We start from the raw sequence: 17697 nt of genomic DNA, 5'->3' as shown, positions 1-17697 counted from the left end.
TGTAGCAGCCACAGGTGGAGGCCGCAAGTGGTGGAGGCTAGAGCGGTTCCTGGCGCGGCAGGCGCTGGGACAGTTCATCGAGCAGGCGCTGCTCACGCTTGTCTTCGGCACGCCGGGCTTCGTCCATGTAGCGCTGCACCAGTTTGCGCAACCCTTCAACCCGCGCGTAGGCCTGCTGCCACATGCCCCGGGCATTGTTGAGGTTGTTCTGGTGCCACACCAGGCTCTGACGCTGCTGGGTCATGGCGGTTTCGAGCTGCCCGAGAAAGCGCTGGTAATTGACCAGCCAACTGCCATTCACGCCCTGGCCACCGCGGTTGATCCACTGCTGCTGGTAATCCTCGCGAAAGCGCTCCAGCTCTGCCAGCTTGGCCTGGGCCGTGGCCACCTGCTGCTGGAACTGCCCCAGGCGCTGGGCGGCCTTGCGCTCGGCTTCTTCGGCCATGCCCACCACCGGCGCAAGGCGCGCGGCGCGCCCTGGCAGCGCCACCGGCTATCAGCCTGCCGGGGGCGTGAAAATCGCCCCCAACTGGTCGCGGCTTTGCGCCATGCCCACGTTCTCCTGCAACCCCTGGCGCAAATACTCGACCAGGCGTGACTGCAAGGCGATGGCCAAATCCGTTTCGGGGTCGCCACCGGCCACATAGGCCCCCACGCTGATCAGGTCGCGGCTTTGCGACAGGCGCGACCACAGCTGCTTGAACTTCTGCGCTTCGCGCAGGTGATCGGCATCCACCACCTGCGGCATCACCCGGCTGATGGAGGCCTCGATATCAATGGCCGGGTAATGGCCCTCTTCGGCCAGGCGCCGCGACAGCACGAAGTGACCGTCCAGCACGCCCCGCGCCGAGTCGGCGATGGGGTCCTGCTGGTCATCGCCTTCGGACAATACCGTGTAGAACGCGGTGATGGAGCCGCCACCCGCCTCCCCGTTGCCGGCCCGCTCCACCAGCTTGGGCAGCTTGGCGAACACTGACGGCGGGTAACCGCGGGTAGCCGGCGGTTCGCCGATGGCCAGGGCAATTTCCCGCTGGGCCTGGGCGAAGCGGGTCAGCGAGTCCATCAGCAGCAGCACGTTTTTACCCTTGTCGCGGAAGTACTCGGCGATGCGCGTGCAGTACATGGCAGCGCGCAGACGCATCAGCGGCGCATCATCGGCAGGCGATGCCACCACCACCGAGCGCTTGATGCCCTCCTCGCCGAGGATGTGCTCGATGAACTCCTTCACCTCGCGCCCCCGTTCGCCAATCAGGCCCACCACAATGATCTCGGCTTCGGTGAAACGGGTCATCATGCCCAGCAACACCGACTTACCCACACCGGTGCCGGCAAACAGGCCAAGGCGCTGGCCGCGGCCTACGGTAAGCAGGCCATTGATACTGCGAATGCCCACGTCCAGGGGCTTGCTGATAGGGTCGCGGTTGAGCGGGTTGATCACCGGGCCGTCCATGGGCACCCAGTCCTCGGCCTTCATGCCACCCTTGCCATCCAGTGCACGGCCGGCGCCATCGAGCACCCGGCCCAGCATGCTCATGCCCATGGGCAGGCGACCGCCGTCGTCCAGCGGCACCACCCGCGCGCCAGGGGCAATGCCGACAATGCTGCCCACCGGCATCAGGAACACCTTGGGCCCGGCGAAGCCCATCACCTCGGCTTCGACCTGCACTGGGTGGTAGCTGTCATCGTTGATGACCAGGCAACGGCTGCCCACGGCAGCGCGCAGGCCTTCGGCTTCCAGGGTCAGGCCCACCATGCGCAGCAGGCGGCCTTCTACCACCGGTTGCGCCGGCAGCTCGATGGCCTCGGCGTAAGTGCCCAGGCGCTTGCCGAAGCTGGTGCGTTCAAGGCGCATCCGCTGGCTCCACCGGTGCATCCAGGTCTACCGAAAGGTCAGCGGCGGCAGGGTGCAGGGAATGGTCGTGCAGTTGATCGAACAGTTGTGCCACCGCTTTTTCGATGCGGGTTTCCATGGTCGCGTCGATGCGGCTTTGGGCCGTTTCGATGCGGCAGCCGCCCGGCAGCAAGGTGCTGTCTTCCAGCAGCCGCCAGTTTTCTTCATGGCGCTCGCGCAGGGCTTTGGCCAGCTCGAAGTCCTGCGGGTTGAGGTGGATGCGGATGTTGTCAGCGCCCATCGGCAGCAGTTTCAGCGCGCCGCGCAGTACCTGGGTGATCTGGCTGGAATCGTTGTGCAGCTCGCGGCCAATCACCTGCCGGGTGATGTGAGCCACCAAGTGCACCAGGGTTTTCTCGATGTGCGTGTCCTGCTCGGCGATCGGTTCCATCAGGTGGGTCATCAAGCGCTCGAGGCTGGCCAGCTTCACCTTGAGGGCTTCGTCGGCTTCTTGACGCACCTTCAGCTGGGTGCTGTGAAAACCTTCACGCTCCCCGGTGGCGAAGCCCTCGTTGTAGGCTTCCTGGCGAATGGCTTCGAGTTCTTCGAGGGTAAGCGGCTGGACGTCTTCCAGCGGCACTTCCTCGACCTCTTCTTCCACTTCTACCGGTTGTTCGGGTTCGGACCGAGGCGGCGGCTGGGGGTCAAAACTGGGCAGCGCCCATACGTCCACCCCCTCAAGGTCACGGGCACGGATCAGGTCGCTGGGATGGTGTTCTTTGGTGGACATGAACTCGCCTGTTTAAATAGCTACAAGTGGCAAGCTGCAAGCTGCAAGCCAAAGCAGACTGCATGAGGGCTGCTTTTTTCTTACCCCTTGAAGCTTGTATCTTGCAGCTTAAAGCTACAAGCCTAAGCAGGCTGCATCGGGGCTGCTTTGTCTTGCAGCTTGCAGCTTAATGCTTGCCGCTTTTAGATCATTTCTTCGGCGCCCTTGCCGCCGAGGACGATTTCGCCGGCGTCGGCCATGCGGCGGGCGATGGTGAGGATTTCCTTCTGCGCCGTTTCCACGTCGCTGACCCGCACCGGGCCCTTGGCCTCGAGGTCGTCGCGCAGCAGCTCGGAGGCACGCTTGGACATGTTCTTGAAGATCTTGTCCTTGACCCGCTCGTCTGCACCCTTGAGCGACACCACCAGCACGTCCGAAGACACCTCGCGCAACAGCGCCTGGATACCACGGTCGTCGACGTCGGCCAGGTTGTTGAACACGAACATCAAGTCTTCGATCTGCTCGGACAGGTCGCTGTCGATCTCGCGGATCGAGTCCATCAACGCGCCTTCCACCGAGCTGTCGAGGAAGTTCATGATGTCGGCAGCGCGCTTGATGCCACCCAGGGTGGTACGCGCGGCATTGGAGTTGCCGGAGAACTGCTTCTCCAGAATCTGGTTCAGCTCTTTAAGCGCAGCCGGTTGCACGGTGTTCAGCGACGATACCCGCAACACAATGTCCAAACGCACCTTGTGGTCGAAGTTGCTCAGCACTTCACCCGCCTGGTCCGGGTCGAGGTAGGCCACCACGATGGCCTGGATCTGCGGGTGTTCGTAGCGGATCACGTCGGCAACCGCGCGCGGTTCCATCCATTTCAGGCTGTCCAGGCCGCTGGTGTTGCCGCCCAGCAGAATGCGGTCGACCAGGCCATTGGCCTTGTCTTCACCCAGCGCCTGGTTGAGCATCTTGCGGATATAGGCATCGGAACCCACGCCCAGACTGGTCTGGTCGCCGACCACTTCGACAAACTCGCTCATCACCTGCTCGACCTGGTCGCGGTGAATGTTGCCCATCTGCGCCATGGCCACCCCCACCCGCTGCACTTCCTTGGGCCCCATGTGGCGCAGCACCTGCGCGGCATCGGTTTCGCCCAGTGAAAGCAGCAGGATGGCTGCCTTGTCGACGCGGCTCAGCTTGGCGGTAACGGCTCGGTTATCACTCATCGGCGTTGATCCAGTCTTTCACGACCTGGGCGACACGGCCCGGGTCCTCGGCCACAAGGCCTTTGATTGCGTTGAGCTGTGCCTCGTAGCCCTCGGTGGGGCTTGGCAGCAGAATGCTTGTCGGGCCACCCAGGCTGACGCGGTCGCTGGCCAGTTCGCCATCGAGCCCGATCATGCCGCCCAGCTCCATGTCGCTGTCCGGGGCAGCCTGCTTGCCACCCCCTGTGAGGTTGTTGAGTACCGGGCGCAGCACGCCGAACACCAGCACCAGGATGAACAGCACACCCAGCACCTGCTTGACGATATCCCAGAACCACGGTTGCTGGTAGAACGCGATGTCGGCAATTTCTTCACCGCGGTCCGGTGCGAACGGCACGTTGATCACCGTGACGCTGTCGCCCCGGCTGGCATCGTAGCCCACCGCATCCTGTACCAGGCGCGTGAAGCGTGCCAGGTCTTCGGCGCCCCATGGCACATGGGTGGTATTGCCATTGGCTGCATCGACCTTGACCTGGTCATCCACCACCACCGCCACCGACAGGCGCATGGTGCGCCCCTGCTGCTGACGAGTATGGCTGATGGAGCGGTCCAGCTCGAAATTCTTGGTGCTTTGCTGACGCTTGTCCGACGGATAGGGCGCGAGCATGGGCTGGCCGGTGGCCGGGTCCATGATCTGCTGGCCATTGGCATCGACCAACGGCTGGCCAGGCTGGATCGCCCCGGCCGCGGTGGCCGCGCCACCGGTGGTCTGCGGCGCGGACGCAGCGCCCGGCGGCTGGTTGCTCAAGGCACCGGGCACACCCTGCGGGCCTTGGCTGCTGGCACGCTGCTCGTCTACCGACTGCTCGCTGCGCAGCGCGGGCTGGTCAGGGTTGAACTGCTCGGAGGTGGACTCGACCGCACTGAAATCCAGGTCGGCAGACACCTCGGCCTTGTAGCGGTCATTGCCCAGCACCGGCTGCAGAATGTTGTGCACGCGCTGGGTGAGCATGCTCTCCACACGGCGGCTGTAGTCGAACTGCTTGCCTGCCTGGGTCAGCGCAGAGTCCTGGATCTGGTCAGACAGCAGGTTGCCCTTCTGGTCGACCACGGTCACCTGGGACTTGTCCAGCTCCGGCACGCTGGTGGCAACCAGGTTGACGATCGCCATCACCTGCCCAGGCTCCAGGGCACGGCCTGGGTACAGCTCAACCAGTACCGAGGCACTGGGTTTGCGTTCATCACGGACAAACACCGAGCTTTTCGGGATGGCCAGGTGCACGCGGGCGGCCTTGACGTTGTTCAGGCTCGACACGGTCCGCGCCAGCTCGCCTTCCAGGCTGCGGCGGTAGCGGGTGGCTTCCATGAACTGGCTGGTGCCCAGCCCCTGTTCCTTGTCCAGCAGTTCGAAGCCGACATTGCCGTCGCTGGGTGCCACGCCGGCCGCTGCCAGTTTCAGGCGCGCACGGGAGAGGTCGTCGGCCTTCACCAGCAGGGCGCCGGAATTGGGTTCCACGTTGTAGGGGATGTCAGCGGCCGACAGGGTATCCATGACCTGCTTGGTGTCCATGCCCGACAGGCTGCCGTACAGGGGGCGGTAATCAGGCTGCTGCGACCACAGCACCACGGCAAAGCCGATGGCCACGCTGGCGGCCAGGCCGACCATGAGGCCGATCTGACGCAGGATGGGCATCTGCGCGATGTTTTCCAGAAACGCCAGGCGCAGCATCGGCGGCTTGGACGCTGGCGGGCCACTTTTGGCGGGCGCGTTGTCGACGACTGCTTCAGCCATGGTCTACGTCCGCCCTCACACCGGCATCTGCATGATGTCCTGGTACGCCTGGACCAGCTTGTTGCGTACCTGGGTCAAGGCCTGCATCGAGACGCTGGCCTTCTGCGAAGCGATCATCACATCGGTCAGGTCAACGCCGCTCTTGCCGATTTCGAAGGCGTTGGCCAGCTGGTTAGAAGCCTGCTGGGTTTCGTTCACCTTGCCGATAGCCTGGCCGAGCATGTCGGCGAAGGTGCTTTGCCCAGGTGCCAGTTCAGGGGCGACAGCCACCTTCGGCAACGACATGGCGTCGGCCTGCATGGCGCGCATGTCCAGCATCAGACGATTGAATTCAACACCTTGGCTCATGACCTTCTCTCTCCTGCGGCCGCATTTTTTTGACAGTGATGCGGCAGATACCCTACCTAAGCAACAAAGGTGCCAGCCTTGGCAGGAGCGGTCGGGATGTTGGAGGGGAGGTGTTCTTCTTGCCTGGGTCTGCACCTATGAAACCGAGCGCCGCTGCCAGCCTGCAGCCAGGCTCACTCACCGTACAAGCTGGCTTCCACATCGAAGCCGGCATCACGCATCTGTGCAAGCTTGTAGCGCAAGGTGCGCGGGCTGATGCCCAGGCGTTCGGCGGCTTCCTTGCGCCGACCGCGCTCGGCACGCAGGGTGTCAATGATCATCTGGTACTCGTGCCGGCGAACATCGCCCTCCAGCCCGGCGCTCTCAAGTAATGGCTCAGTGCCAGCTGCCAACGGAATGGCGCCTTCCAGACAAAAATCCGCCGCCTCGATAATCCCGCCCTGCTGCAGGATCAGCGCACGCTGCAAGGCGTTGTCCAATTCCCGCACGTTACCCGGCCAGGCCCAGGCCTGCAGGCAGGCACGGGCTTGTGCAGACAGCCGTACGGGCGGGTGCTTCATCTTCTGCGCATGCCGCGCCAGCAATTTTTCGGCAAGCGGCAGGATGTCGCCCTGGCGCTCGCGCAGTGGTCGCCAGGCCAGCGGGAACACCGAAAGCCGATAGTACAGGTCTTCCCGGAAGCGCCCCGCCGCCACTTCGCCCGCGAGGTCGCGGTTGGTGGTGGCCAGCACGCGGATATCCAACTGAATGGGCCGGCGCCCACCCACCCGCTCCACCTCACGCTCCTGCAGCACCCGCAACAGCTTGGCCTGCAAGCCCAGGGGCATCTCCGAAATCTCGTCAAGCAGCAGGGTGCCGCCGTCGGCCTGCTCGAACTTGCCGGGCTGGGCGGCAATAGCCCCGGTGAAGGCCCCCTTCTCGTGGCCAAACAGCGTGGCTTCCAGCATGTTGTCGGGGATGGCTGCGCAGTTGATGGCCACGAACGGTTGGCTGGCACGGGTGGACTGCTGGTGAATGTAGCGCGCCAGCACTTCCTTGCCCGTGCCGGACTCACCAGAGATCAGCACCGTGGAATCGCTGCGGGCCACCCGTGCGGCCAGCTCCAGCAATTGGCGGCTGGCGGGTTCGCAGGCAATCGGGCCGTCCGCGTCCTCGGCGCGCCCTGCCGCGTGCTGTTGCACCAGGCTGAGCAAGGCCTTGGGTTCGAAGGGCTTGACCAGGTAATCAACGGCGCCTTGGCGCATGGCCTCTACGGCGCGCTCCACGGCGGCGTGGGCGGTCATCAGCAACACCGGCAACTGCGGTTGCTGGCGGCGTAATTGCGTCAACAATTGGTGCCCGTCCATACCTGGCATGTTCACATCGCTGATCACCAGGTGGAACGACCGTTCGCGCACGGCCTGCAGGGCCTGCTCGGCACTGCTCACCGCCTGGTGGGCGACGCCGCCGAGGTCGAGGGTATCGGCCAGCGCCTCACGCAACACGCGGTCATCCTCGACCAGCAACACCGTAACGGGCATCACGGGCCGTCTGCCCCATCGATCAGCGGCAGCTCGATGCGCACGCAGGTGCCACGGCCAACCTTGGAGCGCAGGCTGAGCGCGCCGTCATGGGCCTTGACCACGGCCTTCACCACCGCCAGGCCCAGGCCGGTACCCGTGGATTTGGTGGTGAGGAACGGTTCACCCAGGCGCCCGATCAACTCGGGCGCGATGCCACTCCCGGCATCACTGACGCACAGGTGCAGGGTGCTCTGGCGGCGCCACAGGTGAACCTTGAGCCTTGCCGGCGCCGGGCTGGCCTGCAGGGCATTCTCGATCAGGTTGAGCAACGCGCCCACCAGGGTGTCGCGGTTGCACAGCAACTCGCCCAGGCGGCTGTCGCACTGCCAGCGTACGGCATGGCCCTGAACGTGGGTCTGGGCCGCTTGCTGCAGCGCCTGGAACAGCGCCTTGGGGGTCACACGGTCCTGTAGCGGCAACTCTCCGCGGGCAAACACCAGCATGTCGCGCACTTGCTGTTCCAGCTCGTGAAGGCGTTCCTTCAGGCTGCCGGCAAAGCGCTGGCGGGTTTGGGTAGTCAGGGCCTGCTCGGGGTCTGCCAGGTGGCTGGCGTACAGCATGGCGGCCGACAATGGCGTACGGATCTGGTGCGCCAGCGAGGCCACCATGCGCCCAAGGGACGACAGGCGTTCATGACGGGCCAGTTGATCTTGCAGGCGACGGGTTTCGGTCAGGTCATTGAGCAGCACCAACTGCCCGGGCTCGGCGTCCAGCGAACGGGTTGCAATGGACAAGCGGCGCCCGTCGCGCAGCGAAACCTCGTGGCCGTCGTCCTCACGCGGGGCGAAGCTGCGCGCGATCACGTGCCGCCACAGCTGGCCGAGCAACGGCTCGCCCAGCAGCTCGCAGGCAGCCGGGTTTGCCTCGCGTACCCGCCCTTGCCCGTCGATCACGATAACGCCACCCGGCAGCAGGTCCAGCAGGTTCTGCAGGCGGTTGGCCAGGCGCTCCTTTTCGTTCAACTCCTCGATGCGCTGGGCGCTGACCACGGCCAGCTCGCCTTTCAGCTCGCTGACCCTGGCTTCGAGCAGGCTGTAGGACTGGCTGAGCTGGCTGGAGACCTGGTCGAACAGGGCGAACGCCTGCTCGACACCCTGCCGGCTCTCCTGCTCGGCCAGGGACGGGGATACTTGGGCGGCCTGGGGCATCGTGCTCTCTCGCATGGCTGACCGTCATAAAAACGGTGTGTTGCCAGCGATGAAGCAATAGCCGTGCCGGATAGAAGCCATTACACATCGCCTCAGCGTGAAGGCAGCGGCGGGTGGTGCCTCAATCTTCCTGTTGTTCTTCGCCACCTTGGCGGCTCATGCCGTATTTGCGCATCTTCTCCACCAGGGTGGTACGGCGGATGCGCAGGCGTTCGGCGGCACGGGCAACGATACCATTGGCATCGTCCAGCGCCTGCTGGATCAGGCCTTGCTCCAGGCTGCCCAGGTAGTCCTTGAGGTCGAGCCCCTCTGGTGGAAGCATGGCAGTGTTGCTGAAGTTGGGGGTGTGGCCGTTGATGGCCACGCGCTCTTCCAGGTCACTGCGCAGGCTGTCGACCATCTGCTCGTCTTCGTCGTCGATGTAGCGGAATTTCTTCGGCAACTCCGACACACCAATCACCCCGTACGGGTGCATGATCGCCATGCGCTCGACCAGGTTGGCCAGTTCGCGCACGTTACCCGGCCAGCCATGGCGGCACAGGGACATGATCGAAGCCGAGTTGAAGCGGATGGAACCCCGTTTCTCGTGCTCCATGCGCGAGATCAGCTCGTTCATCAGCAGCGGGATGTCCTCGACGCGCTCGCGCAGGGGGGCCATCTCGATGGGGAACACGTTAAGGCGGTAGTACAGGTCTTCGCGGAAAGTGCCGTCCTCGATCATGTTTTCGAGGTTCTTGTGCGTGGCGGCGATGATGCGCACATCGATGCTCTGGGTCTTGTTGCTGCCCACGCGCTCAAAAGTGCGCTCCTGCAGCACGCGCAGCAGCTTCACCTGCATGGGCAACGGCATGTCGCCGATTTCATCCAGGAACAGCGTACCCCCGTTGGCCAGTTCGAAGCGCCCTGCCCGGCTGGTGATGGCCCCGGTGAATGCGCCCTTTTCATGGCCAAACAACTCGCTTTCCAGCAGCTCAGCAGGAATAGCACCACAGTTGACCGGCACGAAAGGTGCCTCACGGCGCTTGGAGTGGTAATGCAGGTTGCGCGCGACCACCTCCTTGCCGGTGCCCGACTCGCCCAGGATGAGCACGCTGGCGTCGGTATCGGCCACCTGCTGCATCATCTGGCGCACGTGCTGGATGGCGCGGCTGGTACCGACCAGGCTGCGGAACAGGTTGGGCTCGCGCTGACGCCCCCGCTCACGGGCCTGGTCATACATCTCACGGTACACCTGGGCGCGGTGCAGCGAATCCAGCAACTGGCTGTAGCTGGGCGGCATTTCGAGGTTCGAAAGCACGCGGCGGCGCAGGTCTTCAGGCAACTCGCCAGAAGAAATATCGCCTAAAAGCAAGACCGGAAGGAACTCATCCCAGGTTGCCACTGTCTTAAGTAACCCAAGCAGGGTGCCAGGCGCATCCACAGCGCCGACGAGTACGCACAGTACCTCGCGGCTGGAAGACAGCGGCTCGACCACCTGCTGCCAGTCAGCACTGGTGCAGGGCAGGTTGTCTTCGCCCAGGAAGTTCAGCACCACCGCCAGATCGCGGCGGCGGGTGCTGTCGTCATCGATCAGGAGAATCTTGGTTTCACGCCACATGCAATAGCAACTTCCCTAGTCATATCGGCGCCCGAAGGCATGCTCGACATCATTCCGACTGAATGGTCAGTGTTCGGACGTCTGAAATACGAAAACAGCCACTAGTTAAGTCAAAAAGGGTCGCACAGTCAAATTTATGGCGCCTTTTGTTCAGTTGTTCGCATCTTAACTGAACAAATGATAAACCTTTGAAGCATTCTTCGCTTGGTTGATCTGTGTCATCTCTTCGGCAATTGCCTGGCGCTCGCCGGTTGTCACTTCGATGAGGCTGCGGTAGACCTCCATCACCCCTTCGAGCTTTTCCCGCAGCAAGCCTTGGTCGTACGCGTGCGTTTCGAGCACTTCGTCGATACAGGTACGGCATGCAACGTCCAGCTTCGCAATGGAATCCCAGTCACGCTCGCCCAAGGCGCCAAGCAGGGCATCACACGTATCGTCGAGGCGTTGCAGTGCAGTCATGGTCGTCTCCTTGCCGTCAGCTGGCAGGCTGGATGTCGGCGATGCCGTCCCAACCGCTCTTCACGGTGATCAGCAGCCGGGCCACTTCATCGATGATGCCGGCATCGTTGTCGATGTTGGCCTGCATCAGGCGGTTGGTCATGTACACGTAGAGGGCATCGAGGTTTTCGACGTATTGCGGGTTCTCGCTCTTCTCAGGCGAGAGGCCGTCGCGCAAGCCGATGATGATGTCGATCGCCTTGCCCAGCATCAGCCCCTTCTCAGCCACGTCACCCCGCGCCATTGCCCCTTTGGCCTGCGCCATGCGATCAAGGCCACCTTCCATCAGCATCTGCACCAGGCGGTGCGGCGTTGCTTCGGAAATCTGGGCATGGGAATTGACCTTCTGGTACTGACGAAGGGCTCTCATGGGATTCATCTTGCGACCTCGTGGCGGGCATGCTTCTGGAAGGTTGATACTTTATGTATCGGGCAACACACGGAAAACTTTACGGGTTATTGCCCGAAACCAGCGATAAAAACCGGCTTCGAGCAACGTCTAGCCGTTAATCATCCTTGGACTTGTTCAGCGCATTCAATGTGCTGAGCACCGAGTTCTGCTGCTGGCGCAGCTGGGTCACCAGGGTGTCCATGTTGTTGTACTTGTCCTGCAGGCTCTTTTTCAGGGCATCCATGCGGGTGTCCAATGTGTCTTGCTCAGTCTTGAGTTTTGTCAGGCTTTCACTCAACGTTTTGGAGCGCGCCGCCAAGGTGCCTGTCGCGGCCTTGGCAAACGGCTCCGTCACATTTTGTAACCGTGCGAGCAGGCCGTCTTTACCGTTGAAGATGCTGGTCAGATCCGCTGCGTTGGTGCTGGCTGCTTTGTCCCATTTTTTGTCATCAAGACTGAGCGCCCCACCGTCCTGTGCCGATGTAACGCCAAAAGCAGCCAAAGATTTTAGGGTGCCATTACCCGAAACCGCATTCATTTCTTCGCGAATGGAAGTCAACAAAGAACGCATGGAGGCATCCCCCGTCAATGCCCCGGCGGTCATGGTGCCGTCAGCATTTTTGGTGACCTTAGTCTCTGCGTTGATGACAGTCAGCAACGCATTGTAGGTATCAATGAATCCTTTGAGGCCCGACTTTAACGCAGTACTGCTGGTCGTTAGCGACAAGACAGTGGGCGTATCCCCACCCGCCGAGTTCTTGGGTGAAGTACCCAGCAGTTTTATATTCAAGCCACTGACCGCATCGGTAATGTCGTTGGTCTTGGACTTCATCGCCACGCCGTCGAGGGTGTACTCAGCGTCAGAGGGTTTTTCGATTACCGAGTAGCCCATGTCGATACCGGAATCACCGGACAACGTGATATCAGACCCCTCCCCCATCTTGGTCGAGGTAATGACCAGCCGCGAACCATTTGCATCGGTCAGGATATTTGCACTCAGCCCTGCCACACCAAACTGGCTGTTAATACTGTCACGCACCTTCTGCAAGGTAGCCCCTGCCGGAACGCTCAGATCATGTTTTTTGCCATTCTGCGTGATGCTCAGAGTTGTTGGGCTGGTTCCAGAATTCACTACCGATCCTGCGCCACCGGAATAGACTTTCGTCGAAACCTTCGACGCGGCTGCCAGCTTACTGACCACCAGTGAGAATGAACCGTTGGCAGCGCCGGTACCCATAGTAACCGTGGCGACTTTTTCGTCCGAAGACTTCAGGCTAAGGCCACCGAAGCTATTGGTGTCACTCATATTGCTGAGCGCGCCTCTGAAAGCATCCAGTGCTGCCTGTATCTTGCCGATAGAGGACAACGTGGTGGTTGCCTTCAGCGTTTGGGTATTGATCTGCGCTTGTTTGGGGGCTTTTTGGGCCGCGACCAGCGAATCGACGATAGCCTGGGTATCGATGCCCGAGCCAATACCGCTGACTGTTGTACCTGCCATCATTGCTCTCCTTGTACGTAAGCTGCCAGATCCTTGGCGGAGATATCCATTAAAGAACCACTACTAACAAAACCCGTGCCAGCGTCAGGCACGGTCCTCGAACAGCAGGCTACCCGCCTCGCTAAGGCTCTGTGCCAGCTTTAGCGCCGTTTCTGATGGGAGCTGGCGGATAACCTCACCAGAATCAGTGGCGATGACTTTGACCACGACCAAGCCAGTCGAGTCATCGATGGAAAAATCCAGCTGTCGCTGACTGGACTGTACAAAATCACGGATGTCACCTACTGCCTTTTCCAGGTCTTCACGCGTGTGCGGCCTGTCCTCGGTCGGGGAAACTTCCTTGACCTTGACAGGCACCGACTGTTCCCGCTCAACCGTTGGGGACTGGGGCAACACGGATGCATAGACTTGGCCCAGCTTGAGACTGATGTCCATGTTCTGAACTCCTCATGGCAAAAAAGGTGAAAGGGCACGTAAACGCGCCCTTTCACCCTTTACTCAGGCGCCTGAATTACTGGAGCAGTTTCAGGACCGAGGAAGGCAGCTGGTTGGCCTGGGACAGGATCGCGGTGGAGGCCTGTTGCAGGGTCTGCTGCTTGGTCAGCTCGGCAGTTTCCGAAGCGAAGTCCACATCCTGCACGGTGGAGCGTGCAGCGGTGGAGTTCTTCTGGATGTTCTGCAGGTTGTCAACGGTGGTTTGCAGACGGTTCTGGGTAGCACCCAGGCCCGAGCGCACGCTGTCGATCGAACCGATGGCCTTGTCGATTACGGCAAGGGCGTTTTGAGCGTTGGTAGAGTCAGTGACGTCCGTTTCAGCGATCGAGGTCTTTTCCGAGGTCACGGACTTAGTACCAGTGGCTGCAAACAGCCCCTCTACCCCATCGCCAGTCATGGAATAACCTTTTGCCGAATCTAGCGAGACCTGACCTGTAACAGTCAGATTCGCAGCAACCAAACTTGCACTCCCAGCATACTTGCCGTCACCACCTTTAGCAGCGACTGTGATGTCATCAGCTGTGCCGGCAAAATTAGAGAACTTTAAGTTCTCACCGGTATCCGACTTAACCGACAAAGTCTCATTAGACTCGTCAAAATTGACGCTGATACCCAGTTTGGCAGCGTTAGATTTGAGCTGATCGGCAAGGCCAGCAGTATCGGTCACACCGACGAAGCTAACCTTCTGTCCACCCACTTCAAGATCAAAGTTGGCCGCAGCGATAGTTTTAGTTGCCAGACTGAACTGGACTTCAGTACTTGCTGTGGCGGTCAGACCACCCACAGCGCCATTCAGCGCTGCCGCAGTGGTTTTGGCTGACGAGCCTGCATCAAGGGTTACAGTCTTAGTTTGACCGCTACCAGTGACGGTGACAGGCCCACCCGCGATACCAGCTGTCGATGGAACGATACCTACACTCTTGACCTGCTGCGAACCAATGCTCTTGGCCGATACGTTATCCAGCGACAGGTTAATAGTTTCGTTAGCATTAGCACCTACCTGAATAGCCTTGGTGCCATAAGAACCGTCCAGAAGCTTCTGGCCACCAAAGGTGGTGGTGTCGGAAATACGGTTCAGTTCTGCAGTCAGAGCCTGATACTCGTCGTTGTTCGACTTGCGGTCTTCGGGGCTCAGGGAGCCAGTGGCCGAGGACAGTGCCAGAGTACGCATTTTTTGCAGGATGTCGGTGGAAGCCTGCATTGCACCTTCAGCGGTCTGCGCGATCGAGATACCGTCGTTGGCGTTCTTTACAGCCTGGCCCAGGCCGTTGATCTGGCTGGTCAGGCGGTTGGCGATCTGCAGGCCAGCAGCGTCGTCTTTAGCGCTGTTGATACGCAGACCCGAGGACAGACGCTGCATCGCGGTGGCCTGAGCGTTGCTGGCCTTGTTCAGGTTTACTTGGGTAGTAACCGAAGCAATGTTGGTGTTTACAGTTAAAGCCATGACGAAATCCTCGTTGTATGGGTACTGCGGCTTCCGGCCTTGGCAACCGCCGGATTGGCCTAGAGAACCTTCGTAATAGTTATCGTCGGATGGCCTGGTTGCTTGAGGGGTTTTTCAAAAAAAAAATGCTGGCACGCGGCCAGCCTTTGAAATCAAGGGGTTGAGGGCGGTTTGTTGGCGCCAGAAATAATGCATAGCGGGTATGTGGGAGCGAGCAAAGCTCGCGATGGGGTGTAAAGCATCCCCATCAGATTGCGCATGACTGCCGAGATGGCTGGGGGCTGCTATGCAGCCCATCGCGAGCTGCGCTCGCTCCTACGAGGCCACGCCGGGAGAGGCCTTAATTGCGATAAAGAATCGCCGAGCCCCACGACAGCCCCACACCGAAGCCACTGATGGCCACGCGTTTCCAGTTGCCATCGAGCATGTGCTTCTGCAGCAACAGCGGCACGCTGGAGGACACCGTGTTGCCGGTTTCCAGCATGTCCTTCACGAATTTCTCAGGGTGATGCTCTTCGAAGCGCCGCGCCACGGCATCGACGATCGCCGCGCTGCCCTGGTGAATGCAGAAGGCGTCGATATCCGCAGACTGCAGCCCGCTGGCGTCGAGCAGCTCGTGCAGGTGCGCCGGCACCTTGACCAGCGCGAAGTTGAACACCTGGCGTCCATTCATGAAGAACTTGCCATCGCTCACCTTCAGGTGCTCGGCACCCGAACCGTCGGTGCCGAAGCGGGCCTGGCCCAGGTTCCACACGGCATCTTCGGCCATCCACGTGGCGGTGGCGGCGTCGCCGAACAGCATGGTGGTGTTGCGGTCTTCGGGGTCCACGATCTTGGAGTACGGGTCTGCGGTAATCAGCAGGCCGTTCTTCAGCCCCGCCGCCTCCATGAAGCCCTTGATCGCGTACAAGCCGTACACGTAACCGGAACAGCCCAGCGATACATCGAAGGCCGCCACGCGGGTGGACAGGCCAAGCTTGCTCTGAACGATGGCGGCCGTGTGCGGCAGGCCTTCTTCATCGCCGTTCTGGGTGACCACGATCAACGCGTCGATCGACTGCGGATCAAGATCGGGGTTGCTGGCGAACAGGGCCCGTGCGGCCTCTACGCACAGGTCGGAGGTCTCCTGCTCCGGGGCCTTGCGCGGCAGGAAGGACGCGCCGATCTTGCCGAACATGAACTCTTCGTCCTTGCCGAACTTCGCACCCTGGACGTAGTTGTCCAGGCCAGCGGTGGGCACGTAACTCGCGATGCTTTTGATGCCAATCATTCTGGCTTCCCAATGAAAACAGCCAAAGACCACCACTCGATAAATTGAGGGCGCCAAATACCGGGGCGTCACCGCTGGGGGAGGAAAGCAGCGCTTTCCTGCACACCGGTAACAAAATGCTGCTGCATAGAATACAGGGAAGATGACCGTTTTGACTCATTGGTCACATTGAAATGCAATGAAAGCCGGGTAATGCGGCGCAGCACAGAGGTGCGCCGCCCCGCCCCCGTAGGAGCGAGCGCAGCTCGCGATGGGCTGCGCAGCAGCCCCGCATTGCATGAGTGATCAGAGCTTGTTGAACAAACTCAACTGGGAAATGCGCGAGAAGGCCAGCTGGGAGGCCTCCAGCATGGCCTGCTGCAGGGTCAGGGTGATCGCAGCCTGAGACATGTCGGTGTTGCCGATCGCATCCTGGGTGGTCTTGTTGGCCAGACCCAGGCTGGTGTTTTCCTGCCGCTGGATTTCCAGCGAACTGCCCCGCGCACCGATCGAACCCCGGGTGATGTCCACCTGCTCACGCGCACTGGCCAGGTTGGCAATGGCCGAGGCCACCGCATCCTTCAGGCCGTTGGCCACGCCCGCGCCAGTCACGGGGGTGTCCAGCGCCGCACGCAGCTGGCTGATGGTTTCCAGCACGTTCTGGTTCTGGTGGGTGTTGGCCGTGACCGCGAACTGGTCGCCGGCCTGCGGCGCGCCGTTCACGTCATAGGTCACCCCCGCCACCGTCAACTGCGGCGCAGTGAAGGTACCGGTGGCCACCGGCTTGCTGTCAGCTTTCATGGGCTGCGCATAGAACTCGTACGTGTCTGGCCCGGTGAACTTGATCACCGCCCCGTTGCTGGGGAACGTGCTGCGGTAGGCAGTGGGGTCCGTGACAGCGCTATTGGTCACTTGCGCCGTGGACGGGTTGCCAGCCCCACGGGTCGTGGTGAAGGAGTCCGGGCGCGCTGCCAATGAGAACTCGCGCCCGGCCACGGCCGCGTCGGCGTCCTTGCCCTCCTCCAGCGTGACGGTGATTTCGAACTCGACACCGCGCAGGGCAATACGGTTGGCACCCTCGGTCTTGCTGTCGAAATGACCGTTGGTGGGGGTTTCGGCCGTAATGTCGTTGCCATTGGCATCGGTGATCGAATACTGGGTAGCGCTGGTGAACGTGAGCTTGTACGGCTGCCCGGCAGTGAAGCTGTCGTTGTAGCTGTTGCTCGACTTCAACAGACCCGGCGAAACGCCGACCACGCCATCATCGGTGGCCGGCACCAGCAAGGTCGACTGGGTACGGCTTTTGTTCTTCGCTGCATCGAACACGCTGGCACCGCTGTCGTTGGTGGCCAGGTTCAGGGTGTCGGAAACCTGCAGGCTCAACTGGGTCTGGTCACCGTGGTAGCTGTAGGTGCCATCGGAGTTGCGCACGTAGGGCGGTGTAGTGCTCTTGGAGCCGGCGAACATGTAGTCGCCATTGGCATCGCGCGAGTTGAGCAAGCCAAAGATATTGGCCTCGATTTCCTTCAGCTCGGTGCTGATCGATACCCGGTCAGCGTCTGTCACACCCGCGCCGCCGGCACGGATGGCCAGCTCGCTGGCCCGCTGCATCGCGTCATTGATGGTGGAAAGCACGCTCTCTTCCTGCAGCAGCGCATTGCTTACCGTGTTCATGTTGCCGCTGTACTGGTCCAGCAGCGACTGCTGCTGTTGCAGCAGCAGCAACCGCGCCGCGCCCACCGGGTCATCGCCGGCGGTCTGGATACGCACGCCCGACGTTACCTGGGCGCTGGTCTTGTTCATGTCCGAGAAGTTCTTGGAATAGCTGCTGGCGCTGGCTTCATAGAACTGAGCAGTGGAAATACGCACGGTC

The 17697-nt window shown here is 61.4% G+C and carries 16 protein-coding genes; all 16 read right to left on the bottom strand.

Annotated elements, in window-relative coordinates; genetic code table 11:
• Positions 1 to 37 precede the first annotated feature (37 nt).
• Positions 38 to 490, bottom strand: coding sequence for a flagellar export protein FliJ (fliJ, locus tag PPA02S_RS19320; RefSeq protein ID WP_028633468.1), 453 nt, complete (start codon positions 488 to 490; stop codon positions 38 to 40).
• 6 nt (positions 491 to 496) lie between these two features.
• The gene (gene fliI, locus PPA02S_RS19315; protein ID WP_028633469.1) at positions 497 to 1852 is read right to left on the bottom strand and encodes a flagellar protein export ATPase FliI; all 1356 of its coding nucleotides are present in this window, start codon (positions 1850 to 1852) and stop codon (positions 497 to 499) included.
• Positions 1842 to 2621, bottom strand: a complete 780-nt coding sequence (gene fliH / locus PPA02S_RS19310) for a flagellar assembly protein FliH (RefSeq protein WP_028633470.1) — start codon at positions 2619 to 2621, stop codon at positions 1842 to 1844. The genes fliI and fliH overlap by 11 nt, the downstream gene beginning before the upstream one ends.
• A gap of 182 nt (positions 2622 to 2803) precedes the next feature.
• A complete protein-coding gene (gene fliG / locus PPA02S_RS19305) occupies positions 2804 to 3823 on the bottom strand; it encodes a flagellar motor switch protein FliG (RefSeq protein ID WP_028633471.1) in 1020 nt (339 codons plus the stop codon).
• Positions 3816 to 5594 carry a flagellar basal-body MS-ring/collar protein FliF gene (gene fliF, locus PPA02S_RS19300; RefSeq protein WP_028633472.1) on the bottom strand — a complete coding sequence of 593 codons (1779 nt, stop codon included), beginning with the start codon at positions 5592 to 5594 and terminating at the stop codon, positions 3816 to 3818. Before fliF ends, fliG begins: the two co-directional genes overlap by 8 nt.
• A gap of 15 nt (positions 5595 to 5609) precedes the next feature.
• Positions 5610 to 5942 (bottom strand): flagellar hook-basal body complex protein FliE, encoded by a 333-nt coding sequence (gene fliE / locus PPA02S_RS19295; protein ID WP_028633473.1) that lies wholly within the window; start codon positions 5940 to 5942, stop codon positions 5610 to 5612.
• A gap of 173 nt (positions 5943 to 6115) precedes the next feature.
• A complete protein-coding gene (locus tag PPA02S_RS19290; protein ID WP_028633474.1) occupies positions 6116 to 7462 on the bottom strand; it encodes a sigma-54-dependent transcriptional regulator in 1347 nt (448 codons plus the stop codon).
• Complete coding sequence (locus PPA02S_RS19285; protein ID WP_028633475.1) at positions 7462 to 8652, bottom strand: sensor histidine kinase; 1191 nt, start codon at positions 8650 to 8652, stop codon at positions 7462 to 7464. The genes PPA02S_RS19290 and PPA02S_RS19285 overlap by 1 nt, the downstream gene beginning before the upstream one ends.
• Before the next feature lie 121 nt (positions 8653 to 8773).
• Positions 8774 to 10249, bottom strand: a complete 1476-nt coding sequence (fleQ, locus tag PPA02S_RS19280; protein WP_028633476.1) for a transcriptional regulator FleQ — start codon at positions 10247 to 10249, stop codon at positions 8774 to 8776.
• A 165-nt stretch (positions 10250 to 10414) separates the two neighbouring features.
• Positions 10415 to 10708: a flagellar protein FliT gene (gene fliT, locus PPA02S_RS19275; RefSeq protein ID WP_028633477.1), complete on the bottom strand. Its 294-nt coding sequence runs from the start codon at positions 10706 to 10708 to the stop codon at positions 10415 to 10417.
• 16 nt (positions 10709 to 10724) lie between these two features.
• Positions 10725 to 11126 (bottom strand): flagellar export chaperone FliS, encoded by a 402-nt coding sequence (gene fliS / locus PPA02S_RS19270; protein ID WP_028633478.1) that lies wholly within the window; start codon positions 11124 to 11126, stop codon positions 10725 to 10727.
• A gap of 127 nt (positions 11127 to 11253) precedes the next feature.
• A complete protein-coding gene (fliD, locus tag PPA02S_RS19265; protein ID WP_028633479.1) occupies positions 11254 to 12636 on the bottom strand; it encodes a flagellar filament capping protein FliD in 1383 nt (460 codons plus the stop codon).
• Between the two features lie 84 nt (positions 12637 to 12720).
• On the bottom strand, positions 12721 to 13071 hold the full coding sequence (locus tag PPA02S_RS19260; RefSeq protein ID WP_028633480.1) for a flagellar protein FlaG: 351 nt from the start codon (positions 13069 to 13071) through the stop codon (positions 12721 to 12723).
• Positions 13072 to 13147: 76 nt separating this feature from the next.
• Positions 13148 to 14575 carry a flagellin N-terminal helical domain-containing protein gene (locus PPA02S_RS19255; protein WP_028633481.1) on the bottom strand — a complete coding sequence of 476 codons (1428 nt, stop codon included), beginning with the start codon at positions 14573 to 14575 and terminating at the stop codon, positions 13148 to 13150.
• Positions 14576 to 14915: 340 nt separating this feature from the next.
• Positions 14916 to 15845 (bottom strand): ketoacyl-ACP synthase III, encoded by a 930-nt coding sequence (locus PPA02S_RS19250; protein WP_028633482.1) that lies wholly within the window; start codon positions 15843 to 15845, stop codon positions 14916 to 14918.
• Positions 15846 to 16130: 285 nt separating this feature from the next.
• Positions 16131 to 17693, bottom strand: coding sequence for a flagellar hook-associated protein 3 (locus tag PPA02S_RS19245; protein ID WP_028633483.1), 1563 nt, complete (start codon positions 17691 to 17693; stop codon positions 16131 to 16133).
• Positions 17694 to 17697: the final 4 nt, after the last annotated feature.

This window comes from Pseudomonas parafulva NBRC 16636 = DSM 17004, from assembly GCF_000730645.1.
Taxonomy (GTDB): domain Bacteria; phylum Pseudomonadota; class Gammaproteobacteria; order Pseudomonadales; family Pseudomonadaceae; genus Aquipseudomonas; species Aquipseudomonas parafulva.
Note: the sequence above shows the minus strand (reverse complement) of the source record. Positions and strands in the feature narration are given on the sequence as shown.